This is a genomic window from Leclercia adecarboxylata (assembly GCF_006171285.1).
In the GTDB taxonomy this organism is placed as follows: Bacteria; Pseudomonadota; Gammaproteobacteria; order Enterobacterales; family Enterobacteriaceae; genus Enterobacter; species Enterobacter barmai.
In genome coordinates, this window is record NZ_CP040889.1 from 2,875,629 (window position 1) to 2,900,139 (window position 24,511).

23 protein-coding genes are annotated in these 24,511 nt (G+C 55.8%); 13 read left to right on the forward strand and 10 right to left on the reverse strand.

Annotated elements, in window-relative coordinates; all coding sequences use genetic code 11:
* Positions 1-17 precede the first annotated feature (17 nt).
* The 9 genes from murC to mutT all read left to right on the forward strand — a co-directional run bounded on the left by murC (position 18) and on the right by mutT (position 10,705).
* Positions 18-1,493 carry a UDP-N-acetylmuramate--L-alanine ligase gene (gene murC / locus FHN83_RS15510; protein ID WP_039030373.1) on the forward strand — a complete coding sequence of 492 codons (1,476 nt, stop codon included), beginning with the start codon at positions 18-20 and terminating at the stop codon, positions 1,491-1,493.
* On the forward strand, positions 1,486-2,406 hold the full coding sequence (locus FHN83_RS15515; protein ID WP_039030372.1) for a D-alanine--D-alanine ligase: 921 nt from the start codon (positions 1,486-1,488) through the stop codon (positions 2,404-2,406). The genes murC and FHN83_RS15515 overlap by 8 nt, the downstream gene beginning before the upstream one ends.
* Position 2,407: 1 nt before the next feature.
* Positions 2,408-3,241, forward strand: a complete 834-nt coding sequence (ftsQ, locus tag FHN83_RS15520) for a cell division protein FtsQ (protein ID WP_039030371.1) — start codon at positions 2,408-2,410, stop codon at positions 3,239-3,241.
* Between the two features lie 2 nt (positions 3,242-3,243).
* Positions 3,244-4,500, forward strand: coding sequence for a cell division protein FtsA (ftsA, locus tag FHN83_RS15525; protein ID WP_039030370.1), 1,257 nt, complete (start codon positions 3,244-3,246; stop codon positions 4,498-4,500).
* A gap of 63 nt (positions 4,501-4,563) precedes the next feature.
* The gene (ftsZ, locus tag FHN83_RS15530) at positions 4,564-5,715 is read left to right on the forward strand and encodes a cell division protein FtsZ (protein ID WP_039030369.1); all 1,152 of its coding nucleotides are present in this window, start codon (positions 4,564-4,566) and stop codon (positions 5,713-5,715) included.
* Positions 5,716-5,816: 101 nt separating this feature from the next.
* A complete protein-coding gene (gene lpxC / locus FHN83_RS15535) occupies positions 5,817-6,734 on the forward strand; it encodes a UDP-3-O-acyl-N-acetylglucosamine deacetylase (protein ID WP_139564334.1) in 918 nt (305 codons plus the stop codon).
* A gap of 251 nt (positions 6,735-6,985) precedes the next feature.
* Positions 6,986-7,489 carry a secA translation cis-regulator SecM gene (gene secM / locus FHN83_RS15540; RefSeq protein ID WP_171029968.1) on the forward strand — a complete coding sequence of 168 codons (504 nt, stop codon included), beginning with the start codon at positions 6,986-6,988 and terminating at the stop codon, positions 7,487-7,489.
* A gap of 60 nt (positions 7,490-7,549) precedes the next feature.
* Entirely contained in the window at positions 7,550-10,255 is a 2,706-nt protein-coding gene (secA, locus tag FHN83_RS15545; protein WP_039030367.1) for a preprotein translocase subunit SecA, read from the forward strand.
* 57 nt (positions 10,256-10,312) lie between these two features.
* Positions 10,313-10,705 (forward strand): 8-oxo-dGTP diphosphatase MutT, encoded by a 393-nt coding sequence (gene mutT, locus FHN83_RS15550; protein WP_139564335.1) that lies wholly within the window; start codon positions 10,313-10,315, stop codon positions 10,703-10,705.
* A 34-nt stretch (positions 10,706-10,739) separates the two neighbouring features.
* Here the strand turns inward: mutT and yacG are convergent, their stop codons facing one another.
* Genes yacG through coaE form a run of 3 tightly spaced genes read right to left on the reverse strand, consistent with a single transcriptional unit; the run spans position 10,740 to position 12,298 of the window.
* Positions 10,740-10,934, reverse strand: a complete 195-nt coding sequence (gene yacG, locus FHN83_RS15555; protein ID WP_139564336.1) for a DNA gyrase inhibitor YacG — start codon at positions 10,932-10,934, stop codon at positions 10,740-10,742.
* Positions 10,935-10,943: 9 nt separating this feature from the next.
* On the reverse strand, positions 10,944-11,687 hold the full coding sequence (zapD, locus tag FHN83_RS15560; RefSeq protein WP_039030364.1) for a cell division protein ZapD: 744 nt from the start codon (positions 11,685-11,687) through the stop codon (positions 10,944-10,946).
* Positions 11,687-12,298 carry a dephospho-CoA kinase gene (coaE, locus tag FHN83_RS15565; RefSeq protein WP_039030363.1) on the reverse strand — a complete coding sequence of 204 codons (612 nt, stop codon included), beginning with the start codon at positions 12,296-12,298 and terminating at the stop codon, positions 11,687-11,689. The genes zapD and coaE overlap by 1 nt, the downstream gene beginning before the upstream one ends.
* Positions 12,299-12,534: 236 nt before the next feature.
* Between coaE and FHN83_RS15570 the strand changes: the two genes are divergently transcribed.
* Complete coding sequence (locus tag FHN83_RS15570; RefSeq protein ID WP_039030362.1) at positions 12,535-13,578, forward strand: GMP reductase; 1,044 nt, start codon at positions 12,535-12,537, stop codon at positions 13,576-13,578.
* A gap of 30 nt (positions 13,579-13,608) precedes the next feature.
* Here the strand turns inward: FHN83_RS15570 and hofC are convergent, their stop codons facing one another.
* From hofC to nadC, 4 genes are all read right to left on the reverse strand, one after another.
* Entirely contained in the window at positions 13,609-14,805 is a 1,197-nt protein-coding gene (hofC, locus tag FHN83_RS15575; RefSeq protein ID WP_139564337.1) for a protein transport protein HofC, read from the reverse strand.
* Positions 14,795-16,180: a type II secretion system protein GspE gene (gspE, locus tag FHN83_RS15580; protein WP_039030360.1), complete on the reverse strand. Its 1,386-nt coding sequence runs from the start codon at positions 16,178-16,180 to the stop codon at positions 14,795-14,797. Before gspE ends, hofC begins: the two co-directional genes overlap by 11 nt.
* Positions 16,170-16,628: a prepilin peptidase-dependent pilin gene (gene ppdD, locus FHN83_RS15585; protein ID WP_139564338.1), complete on the reverse strand. Its 459-nt coding sequence runs from the start codon at positions 16,626-16,628 to the stop codon at positions 16,170-16,172. The genes gspE and ppdD overlap by 11 nt, the downstream gene beginning before the upstream one ends.
* A 184-nt stretch (positions 16,629-16,812) precedes the next feature.
* Complete coding sequence (gene nadC / locus FHN83_RS15590) at positions 16,813-17,706, reverse strand: carboxylating nicotinate-nucleotide diphosphorylase (RefSeq protein ID WP_139564339.1); 894 nt, start codon at positions 17,704-17,706, stop codon at positions 16,813-16,815.
* Positions 17,707-17,793: 87 nt separating this feature from the next.
* Here nadC and ampD point away from each other — a divergent pair, with 87 nt between their 5' ends.
* Complete coding sequence (ampD, locus tag FHN83_RS15595) at positions 17,794-18,357, forward strand: 1,6-anhydro-N-acetylmuramyl-L-alanine amidase AmpD (protein WP_138370439.1); 564 nt, start codon at positions 17,794-17,796, stop codon at positions 18,355-18,357.
* Positions 18,354-19,208 carry a beta-lactamase regulator AmpE gene (gene ampE, locus FHN83_RS15600; protein ID WP_039030356.1) on the forward strand — a complete coding sequence of 285 codons (855 nt, stop codon included), beginning with the start codon at positions 18,354-18,356 and terminating at the stop codon, positions 19,206-19,208. The genes ampD and ampE overlap by 4 nt, the downstream gene beginning before the upstream one ends.
* A gap of 18 nt (positions 19,209-19,226) precedes the next feature.
* Here the strand turns inward: ampE and FHN83_RS15605 are convergent, their stop codons facing one another.
* The 3 genes from FHN83_RS15605 to aroP all read right to left on the reverse strand — a co-directional run bounded on the left by FHN83_RS15605 (position 19,227) and on the right by aroP (position 23,117).
* Positions 19,227-20,177: a family 43 glycosylhydrolase gene (locus FHN83_RS15605; protein ID WP_139564340.1), complete on the reverse strand. Its 951-nt coding sequence runs from the start codon at positions 20,175-20,177 to the stop codon at positions 19,227-19,229.
* A gap of 10 nt (positions 20,178-20,187) precedes the next feature.
* Positions 20,188-21,585, reverse strand: a complete 1,398-nt coding sequence (locus tag FHN83_RS15610) for a glycoside-pentoside-hexuronide (GPH):cation symporter (RefSeq protein WP_039030354.1) — start codon at positions 21,583-21,585, stop codon at positions 20,188-20,190.
* A gap of 161 nt (positions 21,586-21,746) precedes the next feature.
* Complete coding sequence (gene aroP, locus FHN83_RS15615) at positions 21,747-23,117, reverse strand: aromatic amino acid transporter AroP (protein WP_138370442.1); 1,371 nt, start codon at positions 23,115-23,117, stop codon at positions 21,747-21,749.
* A gap of 538 nt (positions 23,118-23,655) precedes the next feature.
* Here aroP and pdhR point away from each other — a divergent pair.
* Positions 23,656-24,420 (forward strand): pyruvate dehydrogenase complex transcriptional repressor PdhR, encoded by a 765-nt coding sequence (gene pdhR / locus FHN83_RS15620; RefSeq protein ID WP_039030352.1) that lies wholly within the window; start codon positions 23,656-23,658, stop codon positions 24,418-24,420.
* The last annotated feature ends 91 nt before the right edge of the window (positions 24,421-24,511 follow it).

Below are 24,511 nucleotides of genomic sequence, written 5' to 3' on the forward strand. Positions count from 1 at the left end.
TCGATGGCGTTTAGAGAATGAATACACAACAACTGGCGAAACTGCGTTCAATCGTGCCCGAGATGCGTCGCGTCCGGCACATTCACTTTGTTGGCATCGGCGGCGCCGGTATGGGCGGTATTGCCGAGGTGTTGGCGAATGAAGGCTACCAGATCAGCGGGTCCGATCTGGCGCCGAACCCTGTTACGCAACAGTTGGCGTCGCTGGGTGCGACAATCTATTTCAACCATCGCCCGGAAAACGTTCTTGATGCGAGCGTGGTGGTGGTCTCCAGCGCCATTTCTGCCGATAACCCGGAGATCGTTGCGGCACACGAAGCGCGTATTCCGGTGATCCGCCGCGCAGAGATGCTGGCAGAACTGATGCGTTTTCGTCACGGCATTGCCATTGCCGGTACGCACGGTAAAACCACGACCACGGCGATGGTCTCCAGCATTTATGCTGAAGCGGGCCTCGATCCGACCTTCGTTAACGGCGGCCTGGTGAAAGCCGCGGGCGTTCACGCTCGCCTGGGACACAGCCGCTATCTCATCGCTGAAGCGGATGAAAGCGACGCGTCGTTCCTGCACCTGCAGCCGATGGTCGCGATTGTGACCAACATCGAAGCCGACCACATGGATACCTACCAGGGCGATTTCGAAAATTTAAAGCAAACCTTTATAAACTTTTTGCACAACCTGCCGTTTTATGGACGTGCCGTAATGTGCGTTGACGATCCGGTGATCCGCGAGCTGCTGCCGCGTGTCGGACGTCAGATCACTACCTACGGTTTCAGCGAAGACGCTGATGTCCGCGTAGAGAGTTACAGGCAGGTTGGTGCGCAGGGGCATTTCACCCTGGCGCGTCAGGACAAAGAGCTGTTGCAGGTGACGCTTAACGCGCCGGGACGCCATAACGCACTGAACGCGGCGGCGGCCGTTGCGGTCGCCACGGAAGAGGGCATTGACGACGAGGATATCCTGCGGGCGCTCGAAAGCTTCCAGGGGACCGGTCGTCGTTTTGATTTCCTCGGCGAGTTCCCGCTGGAAAGCGTTAACGGGAAAAGCGGTACCGCAATGCTGGTGGATGACTACGGCCATCACCCGACGGAAGTTGACGCCACGATCAAAGCGGCGCGCGCGGGCTGGCCGGACAAAAATCTGGTTATGCTGTTCCAGCCACACCGTTACACCCGTACGCGTGACTTATACGACGATTTCGCTAATGTGCTGTCACAGGTTGATACGCTGCTGATGCTGGAAGTGTACGCGGCAGGTGAGGCGGCTATTCCGGGTGCCGACAGCCGTTCGCTGTGCCGTACTATTCGTGGTCGCGGCAAGATCGACCCGATTCTGGTCTCCGATCACGCCCAGGCGGCAGCGATGCTTGCCCCGGTATTGACCGGCAATGATTTGATTCTGGTGCAGGGTGCCGGAAATATCGGCAAAATCGCCCGTACGCTGGCCGAAATCAAACTTAAGCCGCAAATTTCGGAGGAAGAGCGCCATGGCTGATAAGATTGCGGTCCTCTCTGGCGGCACCTCTGCCGAGCGCGAGGTTTCCCTGAATTCCGGCGCGGCCGTGCTGGCAGGGCTGCGCGAAGGCGGCGTTAATGCGCACCTGGTCGATCCGAAAGAGACCGACGTGACGCGCCTGAAAGAGCTGGGCTTTGATAAAGTTTTTATCGCGCTGCACGGTCGCGGCGGTGAGGATGGCACGCTGCAAGGCTTGCTGGACATCATCGGCCTGCCTTACACCGGCAGCGGCGTGATGGCGTCGGCCATTTCCATGGACAAACTGCGCAGCAAACTGCTGTGGCAGGGCGCCGGTTTACCGGTTGCCCCCTGGGTGGCACTGACGCGTCGTGAGTTTGAGCAGGGCCTGACAGCCAGCGTTAGCGGGCGCATTGCCGCGCTGGGTTTACCGGTGATTGTTAAGCCCAGCCGTGAGGGCTCAAGCGTAGGAATGTCTAAAGTTGATAAAGCTGACGATATATCATCAGCATTAGCGCTGGCTTTTCAACATGATGAAGAAGTTCTGGTGGAAAAATGGCTAAGCGGACCGGAATTTACCGTCGCGATGCTCGGTGAAGAAATTTTACCGTCAATTCGTATCCAACCAGCCGGAACCTTCTATGATTATGAGGCGAAGTATCTCTCTGATGAGACGCAATATTTCTGCCCAAGTGGTCTGGATGCCGGGCATGAAGCTGAAATCAACGCGCTGGTGCTTAAAGCCTGGCAAGTTCTTGGCTGCTATGGATGGGGAAGAATCGACGTCATGCAGGATAGCGACGGACAGTTTTATCTGCTGGAAGCCAATACCTCACCGGGCATGACCAGTCATAGCCTGGTGCCGATGGCGGCTCGCCAGGCTGGCATGAGCTTCTCGCAGCTGGTAGTCCGCATTCTGGATCAGGCGGGCTGATATGTCTCAGGCTGCGCTGAACACGCGAAACCGCGAAGAGGAAGAAGAATATTCTTCACGGCGGAGTAATGGAACGCGTCTTGCAGGGATCACCTTCCTGCTTGCCGTGCTGTGTACTGTGTTTGTCAGCGGCTGGATGGTGCTCGGCTGGATGGAAGATGCACAGCGTCTGCCTCTGTCGAAACTGGTGGTGACCGGCGACCGTCACTACACGCGTAATGACGATATCCGTCAGTCGATCCTGGCATTAGGGTCGCCTGGCACCTTCATGACGCAGGATGTGAACATCATCCAGAGTCAGATTGAGCGCCTGCCCTGGATTAAACAGGCGAGCGTCAGAAAGCAGTGGCCTGATGAATTGAAGATTCATCTGGTTGAATATGTACCCATTGCGCGTTGGAATGATCAGCATATGGTTGACGTAGATGGAGTTTCTTTCAGCGTCCCGGCCGATCGTGTCAGCAAGCAAAATTTACCTATGTTGTATGGGCCGGAAGGCAGCGAAAACGAAGTACTGGAAGGTTTTCGTAGCATGGGTAAAGTGCTGGCTAAGGATCGTTTTACCCTGAAACAGGCTGCAATGACGGCGCGTCGTTCCTGGCAGTTAACGCTGACGAACGATATCAAGCTGAATCTGGGGCGGGGTGACACGATGAAGCGTCTGGAACGTTTTGTAGAACTTTATCCCGTTCTGCAGCAGCAGGCGCAGGCTGAAGGCAAAAGGATTAGCTACGTTGATTTGCGCTATGACTCAGGCGCATCGGTCGGGTGGTCCCCGGCCCCGGTTGAGGAACCTAATCAGCAACAGAATCAGGCTCAGGTACAGGCAGAATAACAATGATCAAGGCGACGGACAGAAAACTGGTAGTAGGACTGGAGATTGGCACTGCGAAGGTTGCCGCTTTAGTAGGGGAAGTTCTGCCCGACGGTGTGGTCAATATCATTGGTGTGGGTAGCTGCCCGTCCCGTGGTATGGATAAAGGTGGGGTAAACGACCTCGAGTCGGTGGTGAAATGCGTACAGCGCGCCATCGATCAGGCCGAACTGATGGCAGATTGCCAGATTTCCTCCGTGTATCTGGCACTCTCTGGCAAGCACATCAGCTGCCAGAACGAGATCGGTATGGTGCCGATCTCAGAAGAAGAAGTCTCGCAGGAAGACGTCGAGAACGTAGTGCATACTGCGAAGTCGGTACGTGTTCGCGACGAGCATCGCGTCCTGCATGTGATCCCGCAGGAATATGCGATCGACTACCAGGAAGGTATTAAGAATCCGGTAGGACTTTCAGGCGTGCGTATGCAGGCAAAAGTGCACTTGATCACATGTCACAACGATATGGCGAAGAACATCGTCAAAGCCGTTGAACGTTGTGGCCTGAAAGTTGACCAACTTATTTTCGCCGGTCTGGCGGCAAGTTATTCGGTGCTGACGGAAGACGAACGTGAACTGGGCGTCTGTGTCGTCGATATCGGCGGTGGTACTATGGACATGGCCGTCTACACCGGTGGTGCACTGCGCCACACCAAGGTTATCCCTTATGCAGGGAATGTGGTCACCAGCGATATCGCGTACGCCTTCGGTACGCCACCGAGCGATGCCGAGGCAATTAAAGTGCGCCACGGTTGTGCACTGGGCTCCATCGTGGGTAAAGATGAGAGCGTTGAAGTGCCGAGCGTCGGTGGTCGTCCGCCGCGCAGCCTGCAGCGCCAGACCTTAGCCGAAGTGATTGAGCCGCGTTATACCGAGCTGCTTAACCTGGTGAACGAAGAGATTTTGCAATTACAGGAACAGCTTCGCCAGCAGGGTGTTAAACATCATCTTGCGGCGGGGATTGTATTAACCGGCGGCGCGGCGCAAATTGAAGGTCTTGCGGCCTGCGCTCAGCGGGTGTTTCATACGCAGGTGCGTATTGGTGCACCGCTGAACATCACCGGTCTGACGGATTATGCTCAGGAGCCGTATTACTCAACGGCAGTGGGCTTGCTTCATTACGGGAAGGAAACCCATCTCAGTGGCGAAGCAGAAGTAGAAAAACGTACGTCGGTAGGTTCGTGGTTTAAGCGAATCAATACCTGGCTGCGAAAAGAATTTTAATTTTAGTAAGAGACCGGAGAGAATTAACGGTTTCAGGCGACAGGCACAAAACGGAGAGAAACTATGTTTGAACCTATGGAACTGACCAACGACGCGGTGATTAAAGTCATCGGCGTCGGTGGCGGCGGCGGTAATGCTGTAGAGCACATGGTGCGCGAGCGCATCGAAGGTGTTGAGTTCTTCGCGGTGAACACCGATGCGCAGGCACTGCGTAAGACGGCTGTTGGCCAGACAATCCAGATCGGTGGCGGCATCACCAAAGGGCTGGGGGCTGGGGCAAACCCGGAAGTCGGCCGTAATGCTGCAGAAGAAGACCGTGAAGCACTGCGTGCTGCGCTGGATGGTGCAGACATGGTGTTTATCGCCGCAGGTATGGGCGGTGGTACCGGAACCGGTGCTGCGCCAGTTGTTGCGGAAGTGGCTAAAGATTTAGGTATCCTGACTGTTGCCGTAGTGACCAAGCCTTTCAACTTTGAAGGCAAGAAGCGTATGGCGTTTGCAGAGCAGGGTATCACCGAGCTGTCCAAGCACGTGGACTCGCTGATCACCATTCCAAACGACAAGCTGCTTAAAGTGCTGGGCCGTGGCATCTCTCTGCTGGACGCTTTTGGCGCAGCGAACGATGTCCTGAAAGGCGCAGTCCAGGGTATCGCCGAGCTGATTACCCGTCCGGGCCTGATGAACGTCGACTTTGCTGACGTGCGCACGGTGATGTCCGAAATGGGCTACGCGATGATGGGCTCCGGCGTGGCGAAAGGTGAAGACCGTGCAGAAGAAGCCGCTGAAATGGCGATCTCTTCTCCGCTGCTGGAAGATATCGATCTGTCCGGCGCGCGCGGCGTGCTGGTTAACATCACTGCGGGCTTCGACCTGCGTCTGGATGAGTTCGAAACCGTGGGTAACACCATCCGTGCGTTCGCTTCTGACAACGCCACCGTGGTAATCGGTACTTCCCTTGATCCGGAAATGAACGATGAACTGCGCGTAACGGTTGTTGCGACCGGTATTGGCATGGACAAACGTCCTGAGATCACTCTGGTGACCAATAAACCTGCTCAGCAGCCGGTGATGGATCGTTACCAGCAGCACGGTATGGCGCCGCTGACCCAGGAGCAGAAACCAGCCGCTAAGGTGGTTAATGACAATACTCCACAAACTCAGAAAGAGCCGGATTATCTGGACATTCCCGCGTTCCTGCGTAAGCAAGCTGATTAAGAATTAGCTGGAATTAGGGGATTTACGCTCTTTGTGCTAAACTGGCCGCCCGATAGTGATGTACACTCTCGGTTGGATAAGTAACTTGGCGAGATTATACGATGATCAAACAAAGGACATTAAAACGTATCGTTCAGGCGACAGGTGTCGGTTTACATACCGGCAAGAAAGTCACCCTGACGTTGCGCCCTGCGCCGGCCAACACCGGGGTCATCTATCGTCGCACCGACTTGAATCCACCGGTAGATTTCCCGGCTGATGCCAAATCTGTGCGTGATACCATGCTCTGTACTTGCCTGGTGAATGAGCATGACGTGCGGATCTCTACCGTAGAGCACCTGAATGCCGCCCTGGCGGGTCTGGGTATCGACAACATCGTTATTGAAGTTGATGCGCCAGAAATCCCAATCATGGATGGCAGTGCTGCACCGTTTGTCTATCTATTGCTGGATGCCGGCATCGAAGAGCTGAACAGCGCGAAGAAATTCGTACGCATTAAAGAGACCGTTCGTGTCCAGGATGGCGACAAATGGGCAGAATTCAAGCCGTTTAATGGTTTTTCGTTGGATTTCACCATCGATTTTAACCACCCGGCGATTGATTCCAGCGCTCAGCGCTATGCGATGAACTTCTCTGCTGATGCGTTTATGCGTCAGATCAGTCGAGCTCGTACGTTTGGTTTCATGCGTGATATCGAATATCTGCAGTCCCGTGGCCTGTGCCTGGGCGGCAGCTTCGATTGTGCCATCGTTGTTGACGATTATCGCGTACTGAACGAAGACGGCCTGCGTTTTGAAGATGAATTCGTTCGTCACAAAATGCTGGATGCGATCGGCGACCTGTTCATGTGTGGTCACAACATCATTGGTGCGTTTACCGCGTATAAATCCGGTCACGCGCTGAACAACAAACTGTTGCAGGCTGTTCTGGCAAAACAGGAAGCCTGGGAATATGTGACCTTCGAAGACGAAGCTGAACTGCCACTGGCATTCAAAGCACCGAGCACGGTTCTGGCGTAACGGCACACTCCGTTATGTAAATTCGACTGGTTGACCTGGCACTCTCTCCGGCCAGGAAGACCAGTCGTTTTTGTTTTTGCCTTTCCCGAATCGCTGTAGTCAATGGCGCGTTTGCTGATTTCATCACCATTTTTAACCTCCCCGGTGCCTCAATACTGCTGCTGTGAAGTAGCTTTAGTGGTACTATCTTGGCGCGAAAATATAAAAATCATACGGTGAGCCTGAAAGCTTACTTACTTGTGGTGGGGCAATTGAGCGGAATTCTGACGCGCTGGCGACAATTTGGCAGACGTTACTTCTGGCCGCATCTCCTTCTGGGGATGGTCGCGGCGAGTCTTGGCCTGCCTGCGCTCAGCAGTAACGCTGAAGCCGCCAGTACTGCCAGGACCACCACCACCCGCCACGATCTGAACACGCGGGTTAATTTCACCAATCTTGCCCTGCTGGAAGCGAACCGCCGACCGAATTTCACGGTGGATTACTGGCATCAGCATGCGATTCGTACCGTCATCCGGCATCTCTCATTCGCCATGGCGCCGCAGGCGTTACCTGCTGTTGAAGAGTCTTTACCGGTTCAGGCGCACCATCTGGCGCTGCTGGATACGCTCAATACGCTTCTGACGCAACAGAGCAAGCCGCCGGTTATTGTCCGTCAGGTCGCGCTTGCTGCATTCGAGCCACACACCGCTTTCTCCGTGTCCGCCTGGATTAGCCAGGTACAGGGCATCCGCGCCGGACCTCAACGCCTCAGCTAAATTAACCGTCTTTCAATACCTTAATTTAACTGCCCATGATGGGGCGTTTGAGAATTTATTATGTTAATCAAATTACTAACTAAAGTTTTCGGTAGCCGTAACGATCGTACCCTGCGCCGCATGCGTAAAGCTGTCAGCGTCATCAATGGCCTCGAGCCAGCGATGGAAAAACTTTCTGATGATGAGCTGAAAGCCAAAACCGCTGAATTCCGTGCCCGCCTTGAAAAAGGTGAAACCGTTGAAAGCCTGATCCCGGAAGCGTTCGCCGTTGTGCGCGAAGCGAGTAAGCGCGTGTTCGGCATGCGTCACTTCGACGTGCAGCTGTTGGGCGGTATGGTTCTGAACGACCGCTGCATCGCCGAGATGCGTACCGGTGAAGGTAAAACCCTGACCGCGACTCTGCCAGCCTACGTTAACGCCCTGTCGGGTAAAGGCGTGCACGTGGTGACCGTCAACGACTATCTGGCCCAGCGTGACGCCGAAAACAACCGTCCTCTGTTCGAATTCCTCGGTATGAGCGTCGGCATCAACATGTCCGGCCTGCCGGCTCCCGCGAAACGCGAAGCCTACAACGCTGACATCACCTATGGTACCAACAACGAATATGGCTTCGACTACCTGCGCGATAACATGGCGTTCAGCCCTGAAGAGCGCGTCCAGCGCAAACTGCACTATGCGCTGGTGGATGAGGTGGACTCCATCCTGATCGACGAAGCGCGTACGCCGCTGATCATCTCCGGCCCGGCTGAAGACAGCTCCGAGATGTATCGCAAAGTCGACAAAATCATTCCGCACCTGATCCGTCAGGAAAAAGAGGACTCCGACACCTTCCAGGGTGAAGGTCACTTCTCCGTGGACGAAAAAGCCCGTCAGGTGAACCTGACCGAGCGTGGCCTGGTCCAGATCGAAGAGCTGCTGGTTGCCCAGGGCATTATGGAAGAGGGCGAGTCGCTCTACTCTCCGGGCAACATCATGCTGATGCACCACGTGACTGCCGCCCTGCGCGCGCACGTGCTCTTTACCCGTGACGTGGACTACATCGTTAAGGATGGCGAAGTCATCATCGTCGACGAACACACCGGTCGTACCATGCAGGGTCGCCGCTGGTCCGATGGTCTGCATCAGGCGGTTGAAGCCAAAGAGAACGTCGATATCCAGAACGAGAACCAGACCCTGGCATCGATCACCTTCCAGAACTACTTCCGTCTGTACGAGAAGCTGGCAGGGATGACCGGTACGGCAGATACCGAAGCCTTCGAATTCAGCTCCATCTATAAGCTGGATACCGTGGTGGTGCCAACCAACCGTCCGATGATCCGTAAAGATATGCCGGACCTGGTCTACATGACCGAAGCGGAAAAAATTCAGGCCATCATCGAAGATATCCGCGATCGTACCGCTGCGGGCCAGCCGGTGCTGGTAGGGACTATCTCCATCGAAAAATCGGAAGTGGTCTCCGAAGAGCTGACCAAAGCCGGTATTAAGCACAACGTGCTCAACGCCAAATTCCACGCCAAAGAAGCGGATATCGTTGCGCAGGCGGGTTATCCGTCAGCCGTGACCATCGCCACCAACATGGCGGGTCGTGGTACTGACATCATGCTGGGCGGTAGCTGGCAGGCAGAAGTGGCCGCGCTGGAAAACCCAACGCCGGAGCAGATCGCGCAGATCAAAGCCGACTGGCAGGTTCGTCACGATGCGGTGCTGGCTGCGGGCGGTCTGCACATCATTGGTACTGAGCGCCATGAATCCCGCCGTATCGATAACCAGCTGCGCGGCCGTGCGGGTCGTCAGGGTGATGCCGGTTCTTCACGCTTCTACCTGTCGATGGAAGATGCGCTAATGCGTATTTTCGCCTCTGACCGTGTGTCGGGCATGATGCGTAAGCTGGGCATGAAGCCGGGCGAAGCGATTGAACACCCATGGGTGACCAAAGCCATCGCCAACGCCCAGCGCAAAGTGGAAAGCCGTAACTTCGATATTCGTAAGCAGCTGCTTGAGTATGATGATGTGGCCAACGATCAGCGTCGCGCGATCTACACCCAGCGTAACGAGCTGCTGGACGTTTCCGACGTGAGCGAAACCATTAACAGCATCCGCGAAGACGTGTTTAAAGCCACCATTGATGGGCACATTCCTCCGCAGTCCCTGGAAGAGATGTGGGATGTTGAAGGTCTGCAGGCGCGTCTGAAAAACGACTTCGACCTGGATCTGCCGATTCAGGAGTGGCTGGATAAAGAGCCGGAGTTGCACGAAGAGACCCTGCGCGAGCGTATTTTTGCTAACGCCCTTGAGGTGTATAAGCGCAAAGAAGAAGTTGTTGGCGCAGAGATGATGCGTCACTTCGAAAAAGGCGTGATGCTGCAAACCCTGGACTCCCTGTGGAAAGAGCACCTGGCGGCGATGGACTACCTGCGTCAGGGCATCCACCTGCGTGGCTATGCGCAAAAAGATCCGAAGCAGGAGTACAAGCGCGAATCCTTTGCAATGTTTGCCTCCATGCTTGAATCACTGAAGTATGAAGTGATCAGCACCCTGAGCAAAGTTCAGGTGCGCATGCCGGAAGAAGTGGAAGAGATGGAACAGCAGCGTCGCGAAGAAGCTGAGCGTCTGGCCCAGATGCAGCAGCTCAGCCATCAGGACGACGAAGAAGCCGCAGCCGCCGCGATTGCCGCGCAGTCCGGTGAGCGTAAGGTCGGTCGTAACGATCCGTGCCCATGCGGTTCCGGTAAAAAATACAAACAGTGCCATGGCCGTCTGAGCTAAGCCTGAAACACACCTGAAAGGCGCAGATATCTGCGCCTTTTTTATGGACGTAAGACAATGAAAATACTGCAAATCGCTGTCGGGATCATTCGCAATTCAGATAACCAAATCTTTATTACCCAGCGTGCAGCGGATGCGCACATGGCAAATAAATGGGAGTTTCCGGGCGGCAAAATCGAGTCTGGCGAGACGCCGGAACAGGCGCTGGCCCGCGAACTTCAGGAAGAGGTGGGGATCACCCCGCTCGGTGCGACCCTGTTCGACAAACTGGAATATACCTTCCCCGATCGCCATATCACGCTGTGGTTCTGGCTGGTGGAAAGCTGGGAGGGGGAGCCCTGGGGCAAAGAGGGACAGCTTGGAAACTGGGTGATGCTGAGCGCGCAGGATGCCGATAAATTCCCACCGGCAAACGCGCCTGTCATTGCCCGTTTAGTGGACAATCTGTAAGCCTGCCGGACAAAGCGCCAGCAGGCATTAAACGTTACTGCTGGCTTTCACTCCAGTCATCGCTGTCAGAGAGATCGCCTTCGCTTGGAATGCGTTTCTCTTCCGCGGCCCACTCACCCAGATCGATCAGCTGGCAACGCTTGCTGCAAAAAGGACGAAACGGGCTCTGCTCGCCCCAGATGACGGGCTTCCCACAGGTGGGGCAGTTCACGGTAGTAACATCAGACATCTTAACTCCTTAACAACACGCCAGTTCAAAGTCCAGGCGTTCCGGCACCAGGCCATGTTCACTGTCGAGCGGCATGAAACGAATCGCAAAGCGGCTTTTATGGCCTGAAATCTGCGGATAAAGCTGAGCGGCAAGGGGCAACTGCAGGCGCAGCAGATCGGCATCTTCCCCATTATCCTGATAAAAACCGTTCAGGCTGGTTTGCTTGCGGAACGGCGCGGAGTTGCGGATCAGGTCGAGGATCAGCGTCAACGCCTGGTTCAACGGCTCAAGGCTGACCAGCCAGTTTTGTACCTGGATATCGCGCTGCTCCTGCGGCATATGCAGCCAGATGTGCAGGGTCGGTAAATCGAAACTGCAGCAGCCGCCGGGAATGCTCAGACGCTGACGCACCAGCGCTACCAGGCGGTCTTCCCGCAGAAACTGGCCGATACGGGGTGCTGCCATTAACACTCCGCTGCTGTTTTTCAGCTGCTGGCGCAGACTGTCGATGCGGCTGTTGTCCACTCCCGGCACTTCTGCCCAGGCCTGCAATTTACGCTGCTGACGCTCCAGTTCTTTTACTAAATCAGTGCGGACTTCGCCACGCTCTAACACATCCAGCAGGTCGCCCACGTTACGGAAAAAATGCAGCGCCGTGGTGTGGTCGTGAACCGGAAGCAGGCTCGAAAGCTGCTGGATTAAAAACTCAATGCGCAGCCAGGTGCGCATTTTTTCATTGAGGGGATGCTCAAAAAGAACGTGGGTGTGCATTAGGCTTTTTCCTGTAAAACGGCCTGCGCCAGGTATTGCTGATGCAGGCGAGCCACATCCGATGCAATGGCATCCGGTGCGCCGTTATTATCAATAACATCATCCGCGACGGCCAGACGCGCTTCACGCGTGGCCTGCGCGGCAAGAATTTGTTCCGCATGTTCACGCCCGACGTTATCGCGGGCAATGGTGCGCTGAATTTGTGTTGCCGGGGAGACGTCCACCACCAGCACCCGGTCCGCTTTGTCATGGAGATTATTTTCCACAAGAAGCGGGACAACCCAGAGCACATAGGGTGACGTTGCTTGCGCTATCTGCTTCTGCGTCTCCTGCTGGATAAGCGGGTGAAGCAGGGCGTTAAGCCAGGCTTTCTCTTCAGGGTGGGCAAAAATGCGTTCGCGCAGCTTACGGCGATTAAGGGTGCCGTCAGGTGCGATCGTATCGTTGCCGAAATGTTCTGCGATAGCGCGTAATGCGGGTGTACCGGGTTCTACCACCTGGCGGGCAAGGATGTCGGCATCAATTATTGTGACGCCCAGACGAGAGAAGGCTTCTGCCACAGTGCTTTTGCCACTGCCAATGCCTCCCGTTAGTGCAACGATGTACCCCATTAAATAAAATCCTGGGAAATATTCATTATTGATATCAATTGCTTAAGATTTAATCTTTTATCAGCAAAGATTAAGCTCTGCTTACGTACTTTTTACCAGGTAAATTTATAGGATTGTAGCGTAAAAAAAGTGATTTTCGCAGTCTTGCGCAACAGGTATTAGTGCGTATGATAGCGTCACTGGAGTTGTGTGTTACGTTTTTTCGACATTTACCCCAGTACCCCAGGAATCCGCAAATGCGTATCGAAGAAGATCTGAAGTTAGGTTTCAAAGACGTTCTTATCCGCCCTAAACGTTCTACTCTGAAAAGTCGCTCCGACGTTGAACTTGAACGTCAATTCACCTTTAAGCATTCCGGTCAGACCTGGTCTGGCGTACCTGTTATCGCCGCGAATATGGATACCGTCGGGACGTTTGCCATGGCAAAAGCGCTGGCCTCCTTCGACATTCTGACCGCTGTGCACAAGCATTACAGCGTTGAGGAGTGGAATGCATTTGCAGGTTCCGTATCTGAAAACGTGCTGAAACACGTGATGGTTTCCACCGGCACCTCTGATGCCGATTTCGAAAAAACAAAACAGATTCTGATTGCGAATCCAAACCTAAACTTCGTCTGTATTGATGTGGCGAATGGTTACTCCGAGCACTTCGTTCAGTTCGTCAGCAAGGCGCGTCAGGCCTGGCCGACCAAAACCATTATTGCGGGTAACGTGGTTACCGGTGAAATGTGTGAAGAGCTGATCCTGTCCGGCGCAGACATCGTGAAAGTGGGCATCGGCCCGGGCTCCGTCTGCACAACGCGTGTAAAAACTGGCGTTGGCTATCCGCAGCTGTCAGCAGTTATCGAGTGTGCTGATGCAGCCCACGGCCTGGGCGGCCAGATCATCAGCGACGGTGGATGCACCATGCCGGGCGACGTGGCGAAAGCCTTCGGCGGCGGCGCAGACTTCGTGATGCTGGGCGGTATGCTGGCGGGCCACGAAGAGAGCGGCGGCACCGTGGTTGACGAAAACGGTGAAAAATTCATGCTCTTCTACGGCATGAGCTCTGAATCTGCGATGAACCGCCACGTGGGTGGTGTTGCGCAGTATCGTGCCGCTGAAGGTAAAACCGTTAAGCTGCCTCTGCGCGGCCCGGTTGAGAATACGGCGCGTGACATCCTGGGCGGCCTGCGTTCCGCATGCACCTACGTGGGTGCATCCCGCCTGAAAGAACTGACCAAGCGCACGACCTTTATCCGCGTTCAGGAACAGGAAAACCGCGTCTTCAACAGTCTGTAATGCCTCTCGCTGGCGCGTCCCGCGCCAGCGTTATCCCGCACTCATCGCATCCCCCAGATGGAAAATCGGCAGATACATCGCCACCACCAGCGTGCCGATAATCAGTCCCGTCACAATCAACAATAATGGCTCCAGCAGCGAGGCAAGATTGTCCGCCTGCTGAAAGGTCTGCTCATTGTGATGCTGCGCCAGATTGCTCAGCATGGTGTCCAGCGCACCCGATGCCTCGCCTGTGCGTACCAGCTGAATGCAGAGTGGCGTAAAAATCGCGGCGTCGTGCAGGGCTGACCAGATGGGCATACCCTGCATAATGCGATGCCGTATCGTCTGTAATTTCTCCCGCCAGAAGGGGCACTCCAGCGTCTCCTCCGTACTTTCCAGCCCCTGTATAAAAGCGATGCCCGCCTGTTGCGTGAGGGACAGAACGGTAAAGATCTGGCTAAGCTTTTGCCCCCGCACCAACTGGCCAATCACGGGGCTGGTCAGCAGCAGACGCTGGGTGGCGTACTGCCATCGTCGTTTGCGCCGAAGAAACAGCAGGCCCGATATGATTGCCAGCAGGCTTAACAGCAGTACAGCGCCCTGCTCCTGGAGCGCATTTGCCAGCCCCATGACGGCCCGGGTCAGGGTAGGTAAGGGGGTGTTAAAGGTTTTGTAGATCGCAGCGAACTCCGGCAACACCAGCGTCACCATCGCCAGCACCACCGCGACCGCCAGACTGAGAATGATCACCGGATAGCGCAGCGCTTTCTTTACCTTTGCGCTGAGCTGCTGCTGGGTTTTTTGCTGGTGCGCCAGCTGACGGCAACATTCATCCAGCTTGCCGGTCAGCTCCCCGGTTTTAATCATCGAGATATAGAGCGGCGGGAAGACGTGCGGCCACTTTTTCAGGGCGTCAGAGAAGGCGCATCCGGCGCTGAGGTCATCGGCGATGCTTTGCAACAGCGCCTGCCATTGCCGGGCCGGATGCTGTTGCGCCAGAAGCGACAGCCCTGCCGACAGCGTTAAGCCCGCCTGCAGCAGCGTCGCCAGCTGGTGGATAACATCGTAGCGATGCTGCGCCTGCCAGCGACTCTGCTGCGCGCATCGTCTGAGCTCAAGGGGGACAAGCTCTTTGCCCTGCAGGACTGTCCATGCCGTTTGTTTGTCGGGCGCCCAAAGCGCGCCCGCCTGGCGTTCCCCTTGTGGGCTGAGTGCTCGCCAGCGCCAGAGCTGATTACCTGCCATCCGGGGCACCCAGCATCTGCACCACCTCTTCGAGGGTGGTGTGGCCCTGTTCTACCGCCATGCAGCCATGTTCAAACAGCGTGACCATGCCCGTCTGTCGGGCCAGTTTTTCGATCTCTTCCACCGCAGCTCCGCTGGCAATGGCCGAGCGCAGTTCGCGGGTAATAACCATTACCTCGAAGATGGCCACACGGCCATAAAAACCGTGATAGCAGCGGTCGCAACCCACCGGCAGCCAGTGCGGCAGAGGGCGAGGCCACAGCGCCTGCGGTAGCGGCGTATCCCTTAGGGCCTCCTGACGACAGTGCGGACACAGCCGACGGACCAGCCGCTGGGCAATCACCAGAGACAACGCCGAGGAGATCATCCAGCGCGCCACCCCCATCTGCTGCAGACGTACCAGCGTTTCGGCGGTGGAGTTGGTATGCAGCGTCGACAGCACCAGATGGCCGGTCTGTGCGGCGTTGATGGCGATCTCCGCCGTTTCGCCATCGCGTATTTCGCCCACCATGATGATGTCCGGATCCTGACGTAACAGCGCGCGCAGTACGCTCTGGAAGGTTAACCCCGCCCGGGGGTTAATGGGGGTCTGGTTTAGCCCATCAAGCGGGATTTCGACAGGATCTTCGACGCTGCAGATGTTCACTGCAGGCGTGTTGCGGGCCTGCAACGCGCTGTACAGGGTGACGGTTTTGCCGCTTCCGGTGGGCCCGGTCACCAGAATCAGCCCCTGGGATTTATGCAGCGCTCCGGCGAATAATCGCTGCTGGGTTGTGCTCATGCCCAGCTGATCGAGCAAAAGTGCCTGTTGCTCCTGCTGCAGAAGCCGCAGGACGATTTTTTCTCCGCTGCGACAGGGGAGCGTGGCAATACGAAACGAGACGGGAGCCCCTGAAAGTTCAACCGTAAATTGCCCATCCTGGGGTAAGCGCCGCTCGGCGATATCCAGGTTGCCCAGCACCTTCAGCCTGGCGATAAGCGTTGTGCCCAGCTCGGATGAGAGGGGCTGTTGCGGGTACAGCACGCCATCGATGCGCAAGCGGATCTGCCAGCTCTCGTCGGCGGGCTCGATATGAATATCCGAGGCCCGCTGACTCATCGCCTGCATCAGGGTGCGGTTCAGGATCTCAATGGCGGAACTCGTGGCGCTGGCGACGGCGGGCAGATGCGATTCTGACGCGGTTTGCCGGTGCTTCTCCATTCTCTCGCTGGTCCAGCATTCGATATCGATCCTTTTCTGTGTGGCGAAACGTAGCGCCTCCAGTAGCTCAGACGGCGGGTTACCGACAACCGCGATAGTGATTTTGTCCGGATCGCGATTCAGCAGCTGGGCGTTATGACGCTGACACAGGGCCATTAACCGATCAGGATTCATTGCCTTTCTCCTCACCGGCCGTAAAGCGGAACACCTCTTCACAGGCCTGCTTCAGGGCACCGTCTGCGGCAATGGTACAGACGCGCTTCCAGCCGGTGATGCCATTGCCGTTATCCCACTGCGGCGTCATGACCACCTCCAGACCGTTCAGGCTCTCCTGTCCCGTCAGGGTGATGGCAACTTTGGCGATGCTCATGCCTGAGACATAGCGGGATGTCGCGGGGGAGGGGACACCGTTCACGCCCGCATCGCAGCTATCTGTCCCGCCATGATCGAGCGCGCAGAGTTCGACGGCGGTACGGTAGGGCAGGAAGGTTTGCAGCATATCGGTGAGGGCGGCTTTTCGCAGGTAGTTCTGATAGGCCGGAATGCCGATGGCACTCAGAATGGCGACGATGCCGATGACAACCATTAATTCGATGAGGGTAAATCCTTTTTGTCTTTCCATGATTCGCTCCTTGTTTAGACTGGCACTACTGTGGCAGGCAGACAAACCGGGGGCGAGCGGCAAAAAGCGTTTCGTGAAGCGGGATTCAGAGGGATGTGCTGGCGTTTCAGTGAGGTGCAGCGGGCTTGCGAGAGAGGTCGTAAATCTGGCAAGCCCGGCCGGTGCAGACCGGGCTTTATGTCACTTAGCGAAAGCGCATCGACAGGTCGAGGGCGCGAATGTGTTTGGTCAGCGCGCCAACGGAGATGAAATCGACGCCGGTTTCGGCAAATTCACGTAAGGTTTCACGCGTCACGTTGCCTGATACCTCCAGTCGGGCCTGGCCGTTGGTGCGTTTCACGGCTTCACGCATTTGCTCAGTTTCGAAGTTATCCAGCATGATGATGTCAGCGCCGGCTTTCAGCGCATCCTCCAGCTCCTGCAGGCTTTCCACTTCCACTTCGACCGGCACGTCCGGATGCAGCCAGAAGGCTTTCTCCACCGCCTGGCGTACGGAGCCGGAGGCAATAATATGGTTCTCTTTGATCAGGAACGCATCGGACAGCCCCAGACGGTGGTTCGCACCGCCGCCGCACAGCACGGCGTATTTCAGCGCGGTGCGCAGGCCCGGCAGGGTTTTACGCGTATCCAGCAGCTGGGTGTTGGTGCCTTCGAGCAGGTCAACATAGCTGCGCACTTCGCTTGCCACGCCGGAGAGCGTCTGGACAAAGTTAAGCGCGGTGCGTTCACCGGTGAGCAGCACGCGTGAAGGCCCCTCAAGTTCAAACAGCGGCTGGTTAGCCTTGATGCTGTCGCCGTCTTCAACATGCCACGTAACCTGGACCCGATCCCCGGCCAGTTGCGTAAAGACTTCTTCCACCCAACGTTTACCACAGAAAACCCCGTCCTCACGGGTAATAACGACGGCATGCGAACGGGCATCTTCCGCCAGCAGCTGGGCGGTAATGTCGTTGTCAGCGTTGACGTCTCCGCCCAGATCTTCGCGCAGCGCGTTGGCGACGCTTGCCGGAATATCCATATTTATACGTTCCAGCAGTACGTTACGTCTGTGGTCGGGGTTGTAGCGGCGTGGCGGCATGTTAAAACTCCAAATTGGTAACGAATCATAAGATTGAAACATGCTACTCTGAACCGGGAATCAGCACCATATATAAGGAGATCCTGCATGCACTCAGAACATGGCTGGCTGGCAGATGCACGGCGCGTTCCTTCGCCACACCACGATTGCCGCCCGGAAGATGAAATTCCGTCGCTGCTGGTTGTGCATAACATCAGCCTGCCGCCCGGCGAGTTTGGCGGCCCGTGGATTGACGCATTATTCACCGGGACAATCGATCCTGATGCTCACCCCTTCTTCGCGGAAATCGCCCACCTGCGCGTTTCTGCCCATTGTCTGATTCGTCGTGACGGCGAGATCGTCCAGTATGTTCCTTTCGATAAACGAGCCTGGCATGCGGGCGTGTCTCAGTATCAGGGGCGTGAACGCTGCAATGACTTTTCTATCGGCATTGAGCTTGAAGGGACAGATACGCTGCCCTACACCGACGCGCAATATGAGCAGCTGGCCGCGGTAACGCGCACGCTGATTTCGCTCTATCCGGCTATCGCCCGCAACCTGACCGGGCATAGCGATATTGCGCCGCAGCGCAAGACCGATCCCGGCCCGGCGTTTGACTGGGAAAGATTTAAAACCTTGCTTACCGCCCTGTCAGAAAAGGAGATGACATGACGTTATTTACCATGCTGCTGGTGATGATTGCTGAGCGTTTATTTAAGCTGGGCGAACACTGGCATCTGGATCATCGGATGGAAGTGCTGTTTCGTCGCATCCGCCACTTTTCCATGATCCGCACGATGCTGATGACGGCGGGCGTGATGGTGGTGGTGTTCCTGCTGCTGCGCTCGCTGTATGGCCTGTTCTTCAACGTGCCGCTGCTGGTGGTGTGGATCCTGCTCGGCGTGCTCTGTATTGGCGCAGGGAAGGTGCGTCTGCATTATCATGCCTATCTGAAGGCCGCCACCAACAATGATGCTCATGCCCGTGGGGCAATGGCTAGCGAGCTAACGCTTATTCACGGTATCCCGCCGGAGTGCGATGAACGCGAATTTTTACGCGAACTACAGAACGCGCTGCTGTGGATTAACTTCCGCTATTATCTGGCGCCGTTGTTCTGGTTTGTGGTGGGGGGCGCATGGGGCCCGGTTCTGCTGATGGGCTATGCGTTCTTACGTGCCTGGCAGAGCTGGCTGGCACGCTATCTGACCCCGCACGAGCGTTTACAGTCCGGTATCGACGCGATCCTGCACGTGGTGGACTGGTTGCCGGTACGGCTGTTCGGCGTGGTGTATGCCCTGATTGGCCACGGCGAGAAAGCCCTGCCGGCGTGGTTCGCTTCGCTGGGGGATCGCCATACCTCACAGTATCTGGTGTTAACGCGTCTGGCGCAGTTCTCTCTGGCGCGTGAGCCGCATACGGATAAGATCGAAACGCCAAAAGCGGCCGTTTCGATGGCCAAGAAAACCTCTTTTGTGGTGGTGGTGATTGTGGCGCTGCTGACCATTTACGGCACGCTGATCTAAACCAGCGTGCCGCAGGCCTTACACTGTATCAGCTGACGGGATGCCGAAATCGGGCATCCCGTTTTCTTTCCAGACAACGGTTTTCAGGCGGGTGTGGCGGTTCGGATCGTACAGCGGATCGCCCTCGATCTCGGTGTAGTTGCGCGCATGGTAAACCAGTACGTCTTCACCGTCCGGCGTTTGGGTAAAGCTGTTGTGCCCCGGCCCGTACTGGCGGTTCTCGTAGCTGGTGGTGAATACCGGCTGCGGGGATTTATGCCAGTTCGCCGGGTTGCGTGGGTCGGCATTGAGGTCGATCCACAGCAGTCCCATGCAGTAGTTTTCATCGGTGGCGCTGGCGGAGTAGCTGATAAACAAGCGGTCACCGTGGAACAGAACCGCCGGGCCTTCATTGACCCAGAATCCGCGGCACTCCCAGTCATATTCCGGTTTGCTGAGCATCACCGGTTCGCCTTTGAGCGTCCATGGATTTTCCATTTCGCACAGATAAAGGTTCGAGTTACCGGCGATGTCCGGGGCTTTTTGTGCCCAGAGATACCAGCGTTTGCCCTGGTGAACAAAGGTGGTCGCATCCAGCGCAAAGGTGTCGAACGGGGTGGTGATTTGCCCTTTCTCTACCCAGGTACCGGTGAGCGGATCGTTGTCGCTACATTCCAGGGCAAACATCCGGTGCTGGAACATACCGAGCTTGTCCAGCGCCTGGGTATGGGTGGCGGCAAAGTAGATGTACCATTTGCCGTCGATACAGTGCAGTTCCGGCGCCCAGATAAGCTCACTCATCGGGCCGGTCTCAGGCTTGCGCCAGACCACGACCTGCTCCGCGCTGCGCAGTCCGTCCAGCGAGTCGGCGCGGCGGATTTCCAGCCGGTCGTACTCCGGGACCGAGGCAATAAAGTAGTACTCTCCTTCATGGCGAAGAATGTACGGATCGGCGCGTTGTTCAATAAATGGGTTTGGCCAGGTTTGCATTTGGCTCTCCTTATTTAGTCTCAGCGGCTTTGAGTTCCTGATAGTCGTTCAGCTCGCGATAGTTGTTCCGGCGTTTCTCCAGATCTTGCTGAATCTGCTTCATGGTTTCGCGGTCCACCTTCAGCAGACGCACCACGCCTGCGGTAATGAGATACCCGACGCCAGGGATCACGGTGAAGAGCAGGACGATGCCGTTGATGGCGTCAGCGCTTTGCGCTTTTGCACCCGCATCATAACCGTACCAGGAGAGCAGGAAGCCCACCATGGCACCGGCAATCGCCAGCCCGAGCTTGAGGAAGAAGATGTTGCCGGAGAAGCTGATCCCGGTGATACGTTTACCGGTTTTCCATTCGCCGTAGTCATCCACGTCGGCCATCAGGGACCAGTGCAGCGGAGACGGGATCTGGTGCAGGATGTTCAGCAGGAAGTAGAGCACCACGATGGTTACGGTGGCTTTCGGATCGAAGAAATAGAAGGCGGTTGAGAAGATCGCCAGCACGATGTTGGTCCAGAAGAAGACCTTCAGCTTACACCAGCGGTCGGTCAGCACTTTTGCCAGCACGCTGCCCAGCATCATCCCTACCACGCCCAGGCTGATAAACAGGGTCGCGAAGTGGGTGCTCTGGCCCATTACCCAGGTGACGTAGTACATGGTGGCCGCCATGCGGATGAAGCCCGGGCAGACGTTGCAGAGGGTCAGCAGCAAAATGCGCACCCACTGGTCGTTCTTCCACACGTCCTTGAGATCGTTTTTCAGTTCGTCATTGGTTTGCACCGCCGGTTGCACACGCTCGCGCACGGTAGAGAAGCTGAACAGGAACATGCAGGTGCCAATCAGCGCCAGCACGGTCATCGCCATCTGGTAGCCCTTGGCCTTGTCCTCACCGCCGAACCAGTCGGCCATCGGCAGCAGGGTCAGGGACAGCAGCAGGGTGGCAATACCCACCAGCACAAAGCGGTAGGACTGACAGGCAACACGCTCTTTCGGATCGTTGGTGATAACCCCGCCCAGCGAGCAGTACGGAATATTAATCGCCGTATAGGTCAGAGAAAGCAGGAAATAGGTGACAAAGGCATAGATAACTTTGCTGTTGTAGGTCCAGTCCGGGGTGGTGAACATCAGGATACTGAACAGCGCATAAGGGAAAGCGATCCACAGCAGCCATGGACGAAATCGCCCATACTTACTGCGGGTACGGTCGGCGATAGCGCCCATGATCGGGTCGGTAACGGCATCAATGACGCGCACCGAGAGCAGCAGGACGCCCACCAGCGCAGGGGCCAGGCCGAAAATGTCCGTATAAAAATAGTTCACAAACAACATGATGGCGCCAAAGATGATGTTGCACCCGGCATCACCCATCCCATAGCCGATCTTTTCTTTCACTGATAGTTTATTGTTATCCATCGACGTTTCTCCGAGTAACGGTATGGAGAGAATTATTCGCTGGCAAAGCAAAATATGCGTTGCAGTATAACGTCGGTGATATGGATAAAATTGCTGTAGGCGGGAAAGTGTGAGGAAGGTAACAACCCTCTGCACCCGGTAAAGGTGCAGAGGGGAGGGGATTAGTGCGCTTTTACCGCTTTGGCATTTTTCTGTTTACACATGTAGCCCACGCCGAGGATCACAATCCAGACCGGGATCAGGTAGACCGAAATAGCCATGCCTGGGGTCATCAGCATGATAACCAGTACGGCTGCCATGAACAGCAGGCAAACCCAGTTACCCAGCGGGTAGAGCAGGGCAGGGAAGCGTGTTTTCACGCCCTGCTGCTGCTTGGCACGACGGAACTTCATGTGCGCCAGGCTAATCATCGCCCAGTTGATCACCAGAGCAGATACCACCAGCGCCATCAGCAGGCCGAAGGCCGATTCCGGTGCCAGGTAGTTGATCAGCACGCACAGTGCGGTCACCACAGCCGACACGATAATGGTATTCACCGGCACGCCACGCTTATCCACGTTGAGCAGCGCTTTCGGGGCGTTGCCCTGCTGGGCCAGGCCGAACAGCATACGGCTGTTACAGTAAACGCAGCTGTTGTAAACCGACAGTGCCGCGGTCAGTACCACCACGTTCAGCGCGTTCGCCACGAAGGTGTCGCCCAGCTCGTGGAAGATCAGGACAAACGGGCTGGTGTCAGCGGTAACGCGGGTCCACGGCAGCAGCGAGAGCAGCACGGCCAGCGAGCCCACATAGAAGATCAGGATACGGTAGATAACCTGGTTAGTGGCTTTCGGGATGCTCTGCTCCGGGTTGTCGGCTTCCGCAGCGGTGATACCCACCAGTTCCAGACCGCCGAAGGAGAACATGATGATCGCCATCATCATCACCAGCCCGGTCATGCCGTGCGGCAGGAAGCCGCCCTGATCCCAGAGGTTGCTCACGGAAGCCTGCGGGCCGCCGTTGCCGCTGAACAGCAGCCAGCCGCCGAACAGGATCATTGCCACAACCGCGATAACTTTAATAATGGCGAACCAGAACTCCATCTCCCCGAACACTTTGACGTTGGTCAGGTTGATGGCGTTGATCACCACAAAGAAGACCGCCGCTGAGGCCCAGGTTGGGATTTCAGGCCACCAGAACTGGATGTATTTCCCGACCGCGGTCAGTTCCGCCATCGCGACAAGGACGTACAGCACCCAGTAGTTCCAGCCGGACGCAAAACCGGCAAAGCTACCCCAGTATTTGTAAGCAAAATGGCTGAAGGAACCGGCTACCGGCTCTTCGACCACCATTTCACCCAGCTGACGCATAATAAGGAATGCAATAAAACCGGCAATGGCGTAGCCCAGAATAATTCCCGGACCGGCAGACTGAATGACCGATGCGCTACCCAGGAACAGGCCTGTGCCAATAGCGCCACCAAGAGCAATAAGCTGTATATGGCGGTTTTTGAGGCCGCGCTTTAGCTGATCGCCGTGCTGTTGACCTTCCATTATAAAACCTCGTGTGTGGTTGTTATGTTCACGCTCGGGCGTGTGTAATTATGAAATTCCATTTCATGTATTTATAAGTTTACGGTTCAATTGGCTGAAATAAACGGATGTGTCTTCCGTAATCGGAAGAATAGTGGTAAGCGACAGCGAATGCACCTGCTTTATGCGAGGAGAAAGCGAGTTCGAATAAAAAGAAAGCATTTGTAAATCGTCCCGTTTAAGTCCCTTTATCAACCTATAGAATAAAAATGCTCCATAAGTGGGCAGATTTTCATTTTTTACTCCGCTAAATCGGTTCAGATCGCACTTTCCACCGTTTCATTAAAGTTAAAACTGCCTCTTTTGGGGTAATCAATTCATTTGTGCAGAGTTACATTTTTGAAACGTTATTTCTGTAAGGTTGTTAAAATAAGCAGGGTTTAATGATTTCAATCAAAACCAATATGGACACAAGGTGAATACTTTGTTACTTTAGCGATACGAACATGAAATTGGTAAGACCAATTGACTCCGGGCAAAAAGGCGTAAGACAGGGAATATGGCCTACAGCAAAATTCGCCAACCAAAATTATCCGATGTGATTGAGCAGCAGCTGGAGTTTTTGATCCTTGAGGGGACCCTGCGCCCCGGTGAAAAACTACCACCTGAACGCGAACTGGCTAAACAGTTCGACGTTTCCCGTCCCTCGCTGCGTGAGGCGATCCAACGCCTCGAAGCCAAGGGCCTTCTGCTTCGTCGCCAGGGTGGCGGAACCTTTGTGCAAAACAGCCTGTGGCAGAGTTTCAGCGACCCGTTAGTGGAGCTGCTCTCCGACCACCCAGAATCCCAGTTTGATCTGCTTGAGACCCGTCACGCGCTTGAAGGCATCGCGGCCTATTACGCGGCGCTGCGCAGCAATGATGCCGATCGCGAGCGTATCCGCGAGCTGCATCAGGCCATCGAACGGGCCCAGGAATCCGGCGATCTCGACGCCGAATCCGACGCCGTTGTCCAGTATCAAATTGCCGTCACCGAAGCTGCCCACAACGTGGTGCTACTCCATCTGCTACGCTGCATGGAGCCAATGCTTGCCCAAAACGTTCGTCAGAATTTTGAATTGTTGTATGCCCGCCGGGAGATGCTTCCGCTGGTCAGCAACCATCGCACCCGAATCTTCGAGGCGATAATGGCCGGGGAGCCGGAGCAGGCGCGTGAAGCGTCGCACCGTCACCTGGCTTTCATTGAGGAAATCTTGCTGGACCGCAGCCGTGAACAGTCGCGTCGCGAACGTTCATTACGCCGCATACAGCAACGAAAGGATTAAGCGCCAGTTTTTTAGAGCGCGGCAACTAAACGCAGAACCTGTCTTATTGCGCTTTTAGTTTTCGAAATAGTTCGGGTTGTATCGCGGCGGC

Coding starts and splice junctions, on each gene's coding strand:
- murC (WP_039030373.1), top strand. CDS start 18: ATGAATACACAACAACTGGCGAAACTGCGTTCAATCGTGCCCGAGATG.
- FHN83_RS15515 (WP_039030372.1), top strand. CDS start 1,486: ATGGCTGATAAGATTGCGGTCCTCTCTGGCGGCACCTCTGCCGAGCGC.
- ftsQ (WP_039030371.1), top strand. CDS start 2,408: ATGTCTCAGGCTGCGCTGAACACGCGAAACCGCGAAGAGGAAGAAGAA.
- ftsA (WP_039030370.1), top strand. CDS start 3,244: ATGATCAAGGCGACGGACAGAAAACTGGTAGTAGGACTGGAGATTGGC.
- ftsZ (WP_039030369.1), top strand. CDS start 4,564: ATGTTTGAACCTATGGAACTGACCAACGACGCGGTGATTAAAGTCATC.
- lpxC (WP_139564334.1), top strand. CDS start 5,817: ATGATCAAACAAAGGACATTAAAACGTATCGTTCAGGCGACAGGTGTC.
- secA (WP_039030367.1), top strand. CDS start 7,550: ATGTTAATCAAATTACTAACTAAAGTTTTCGGTAGCCGTAACGATCGT.
- mutT (WP_139564335.1), top strand. CDS start 10,313: ATGAAAATACTGCAAATCGCTGTCGGGATCATTCGCAATTCAGATAAC.
- yacG (WP_139564336.1), bottom strand. CDS start 10,934: ATGTCTGATGTTACTACCGTGAACTGCCCCACCTGTGGGAAGCCCGTC.
- zapD (WP_039030364.1), bottom strand. CDS start 11,687: ATGCACACCCACGTTCTTTTTGAGCATCCCCTCAATGAAAAAATGCGC.
- coaE (WP_039030363.1), bottom strand. CDS start 12,298: ATGGGGTACATCGTTGCACTAACGGGAGGCATTGGCAGTGGCAAAAGC.
- FHN83_RS15570 (WP_039030362.1), top strand. CDS start 12,535: ATGCGTATCGAAGAAGATCTGAAGTTAGGTTTCAAAGACGTTCTTATC.
- hofC (WP_139564337.1), bottom strand. CDS start 14,805: ATGGCAGGTAATCAGCTCTGGCGCTGGCGAGCACTCAGCCCACAAGGG.
- gspE (WP_039030360.1), bottom strand. CDS start 16,180: ATGAATCCTGATCGGTTAATGGCCCTGTGTCAGCGTCATAACGCCCAG.
- ppdD (WP_139564338.1), bottom strand. CDS start 16,628: ATGGAAAGACAAAAAGGATTTACCCTCATCGAATTAATGGTTGTCATC.
- nadC (WP_139564339.1), bottom strand. CDS start 17,706: ATGCCGCCACGCCGCTACAACCCCGACCACAGACGTAACGTACTGCTG.
- ampD (WP_138370439.1), top strand. CDS start 17,794: ATGCACTCAGAACATGGCTGGCTGGCAGATGCACGGCGCGTTCCTTCG.
- ampE (WP_039030356.1), top strand. CDS start 18,354: ATGACGTTATTTACCATGCTGCTGGTGATGATTGCTGAGCGTTTATTT.
- FHN83_RS15605 (WP_139564340.1), bottom strand. CDS start 20,177: ATGCAAACCTGGCCAAACCCATTTATTGAACAACGCGCCGATCCGTAC.
- FHN83_RS15610 (WP_039030354.1), bottom strand. CDS start 21,585: ATGGATAACAATAAACTATCAGTGAAAGAAAAGATCGGCTATGGGATG.
- aroP (WP_138370442.1), bottom strand. CDS start 23,117: ATGGAAGGTCAACAGCACGGCGATCAGCTAAAGCGCGGCCTCAAAAAC.
- pdhR (WP_039030352.1), top strand. CDS start 23,656: ATGGCCTACAGCAAAATTCGCCAACCAAAATTATCCGATGTGATTGAG.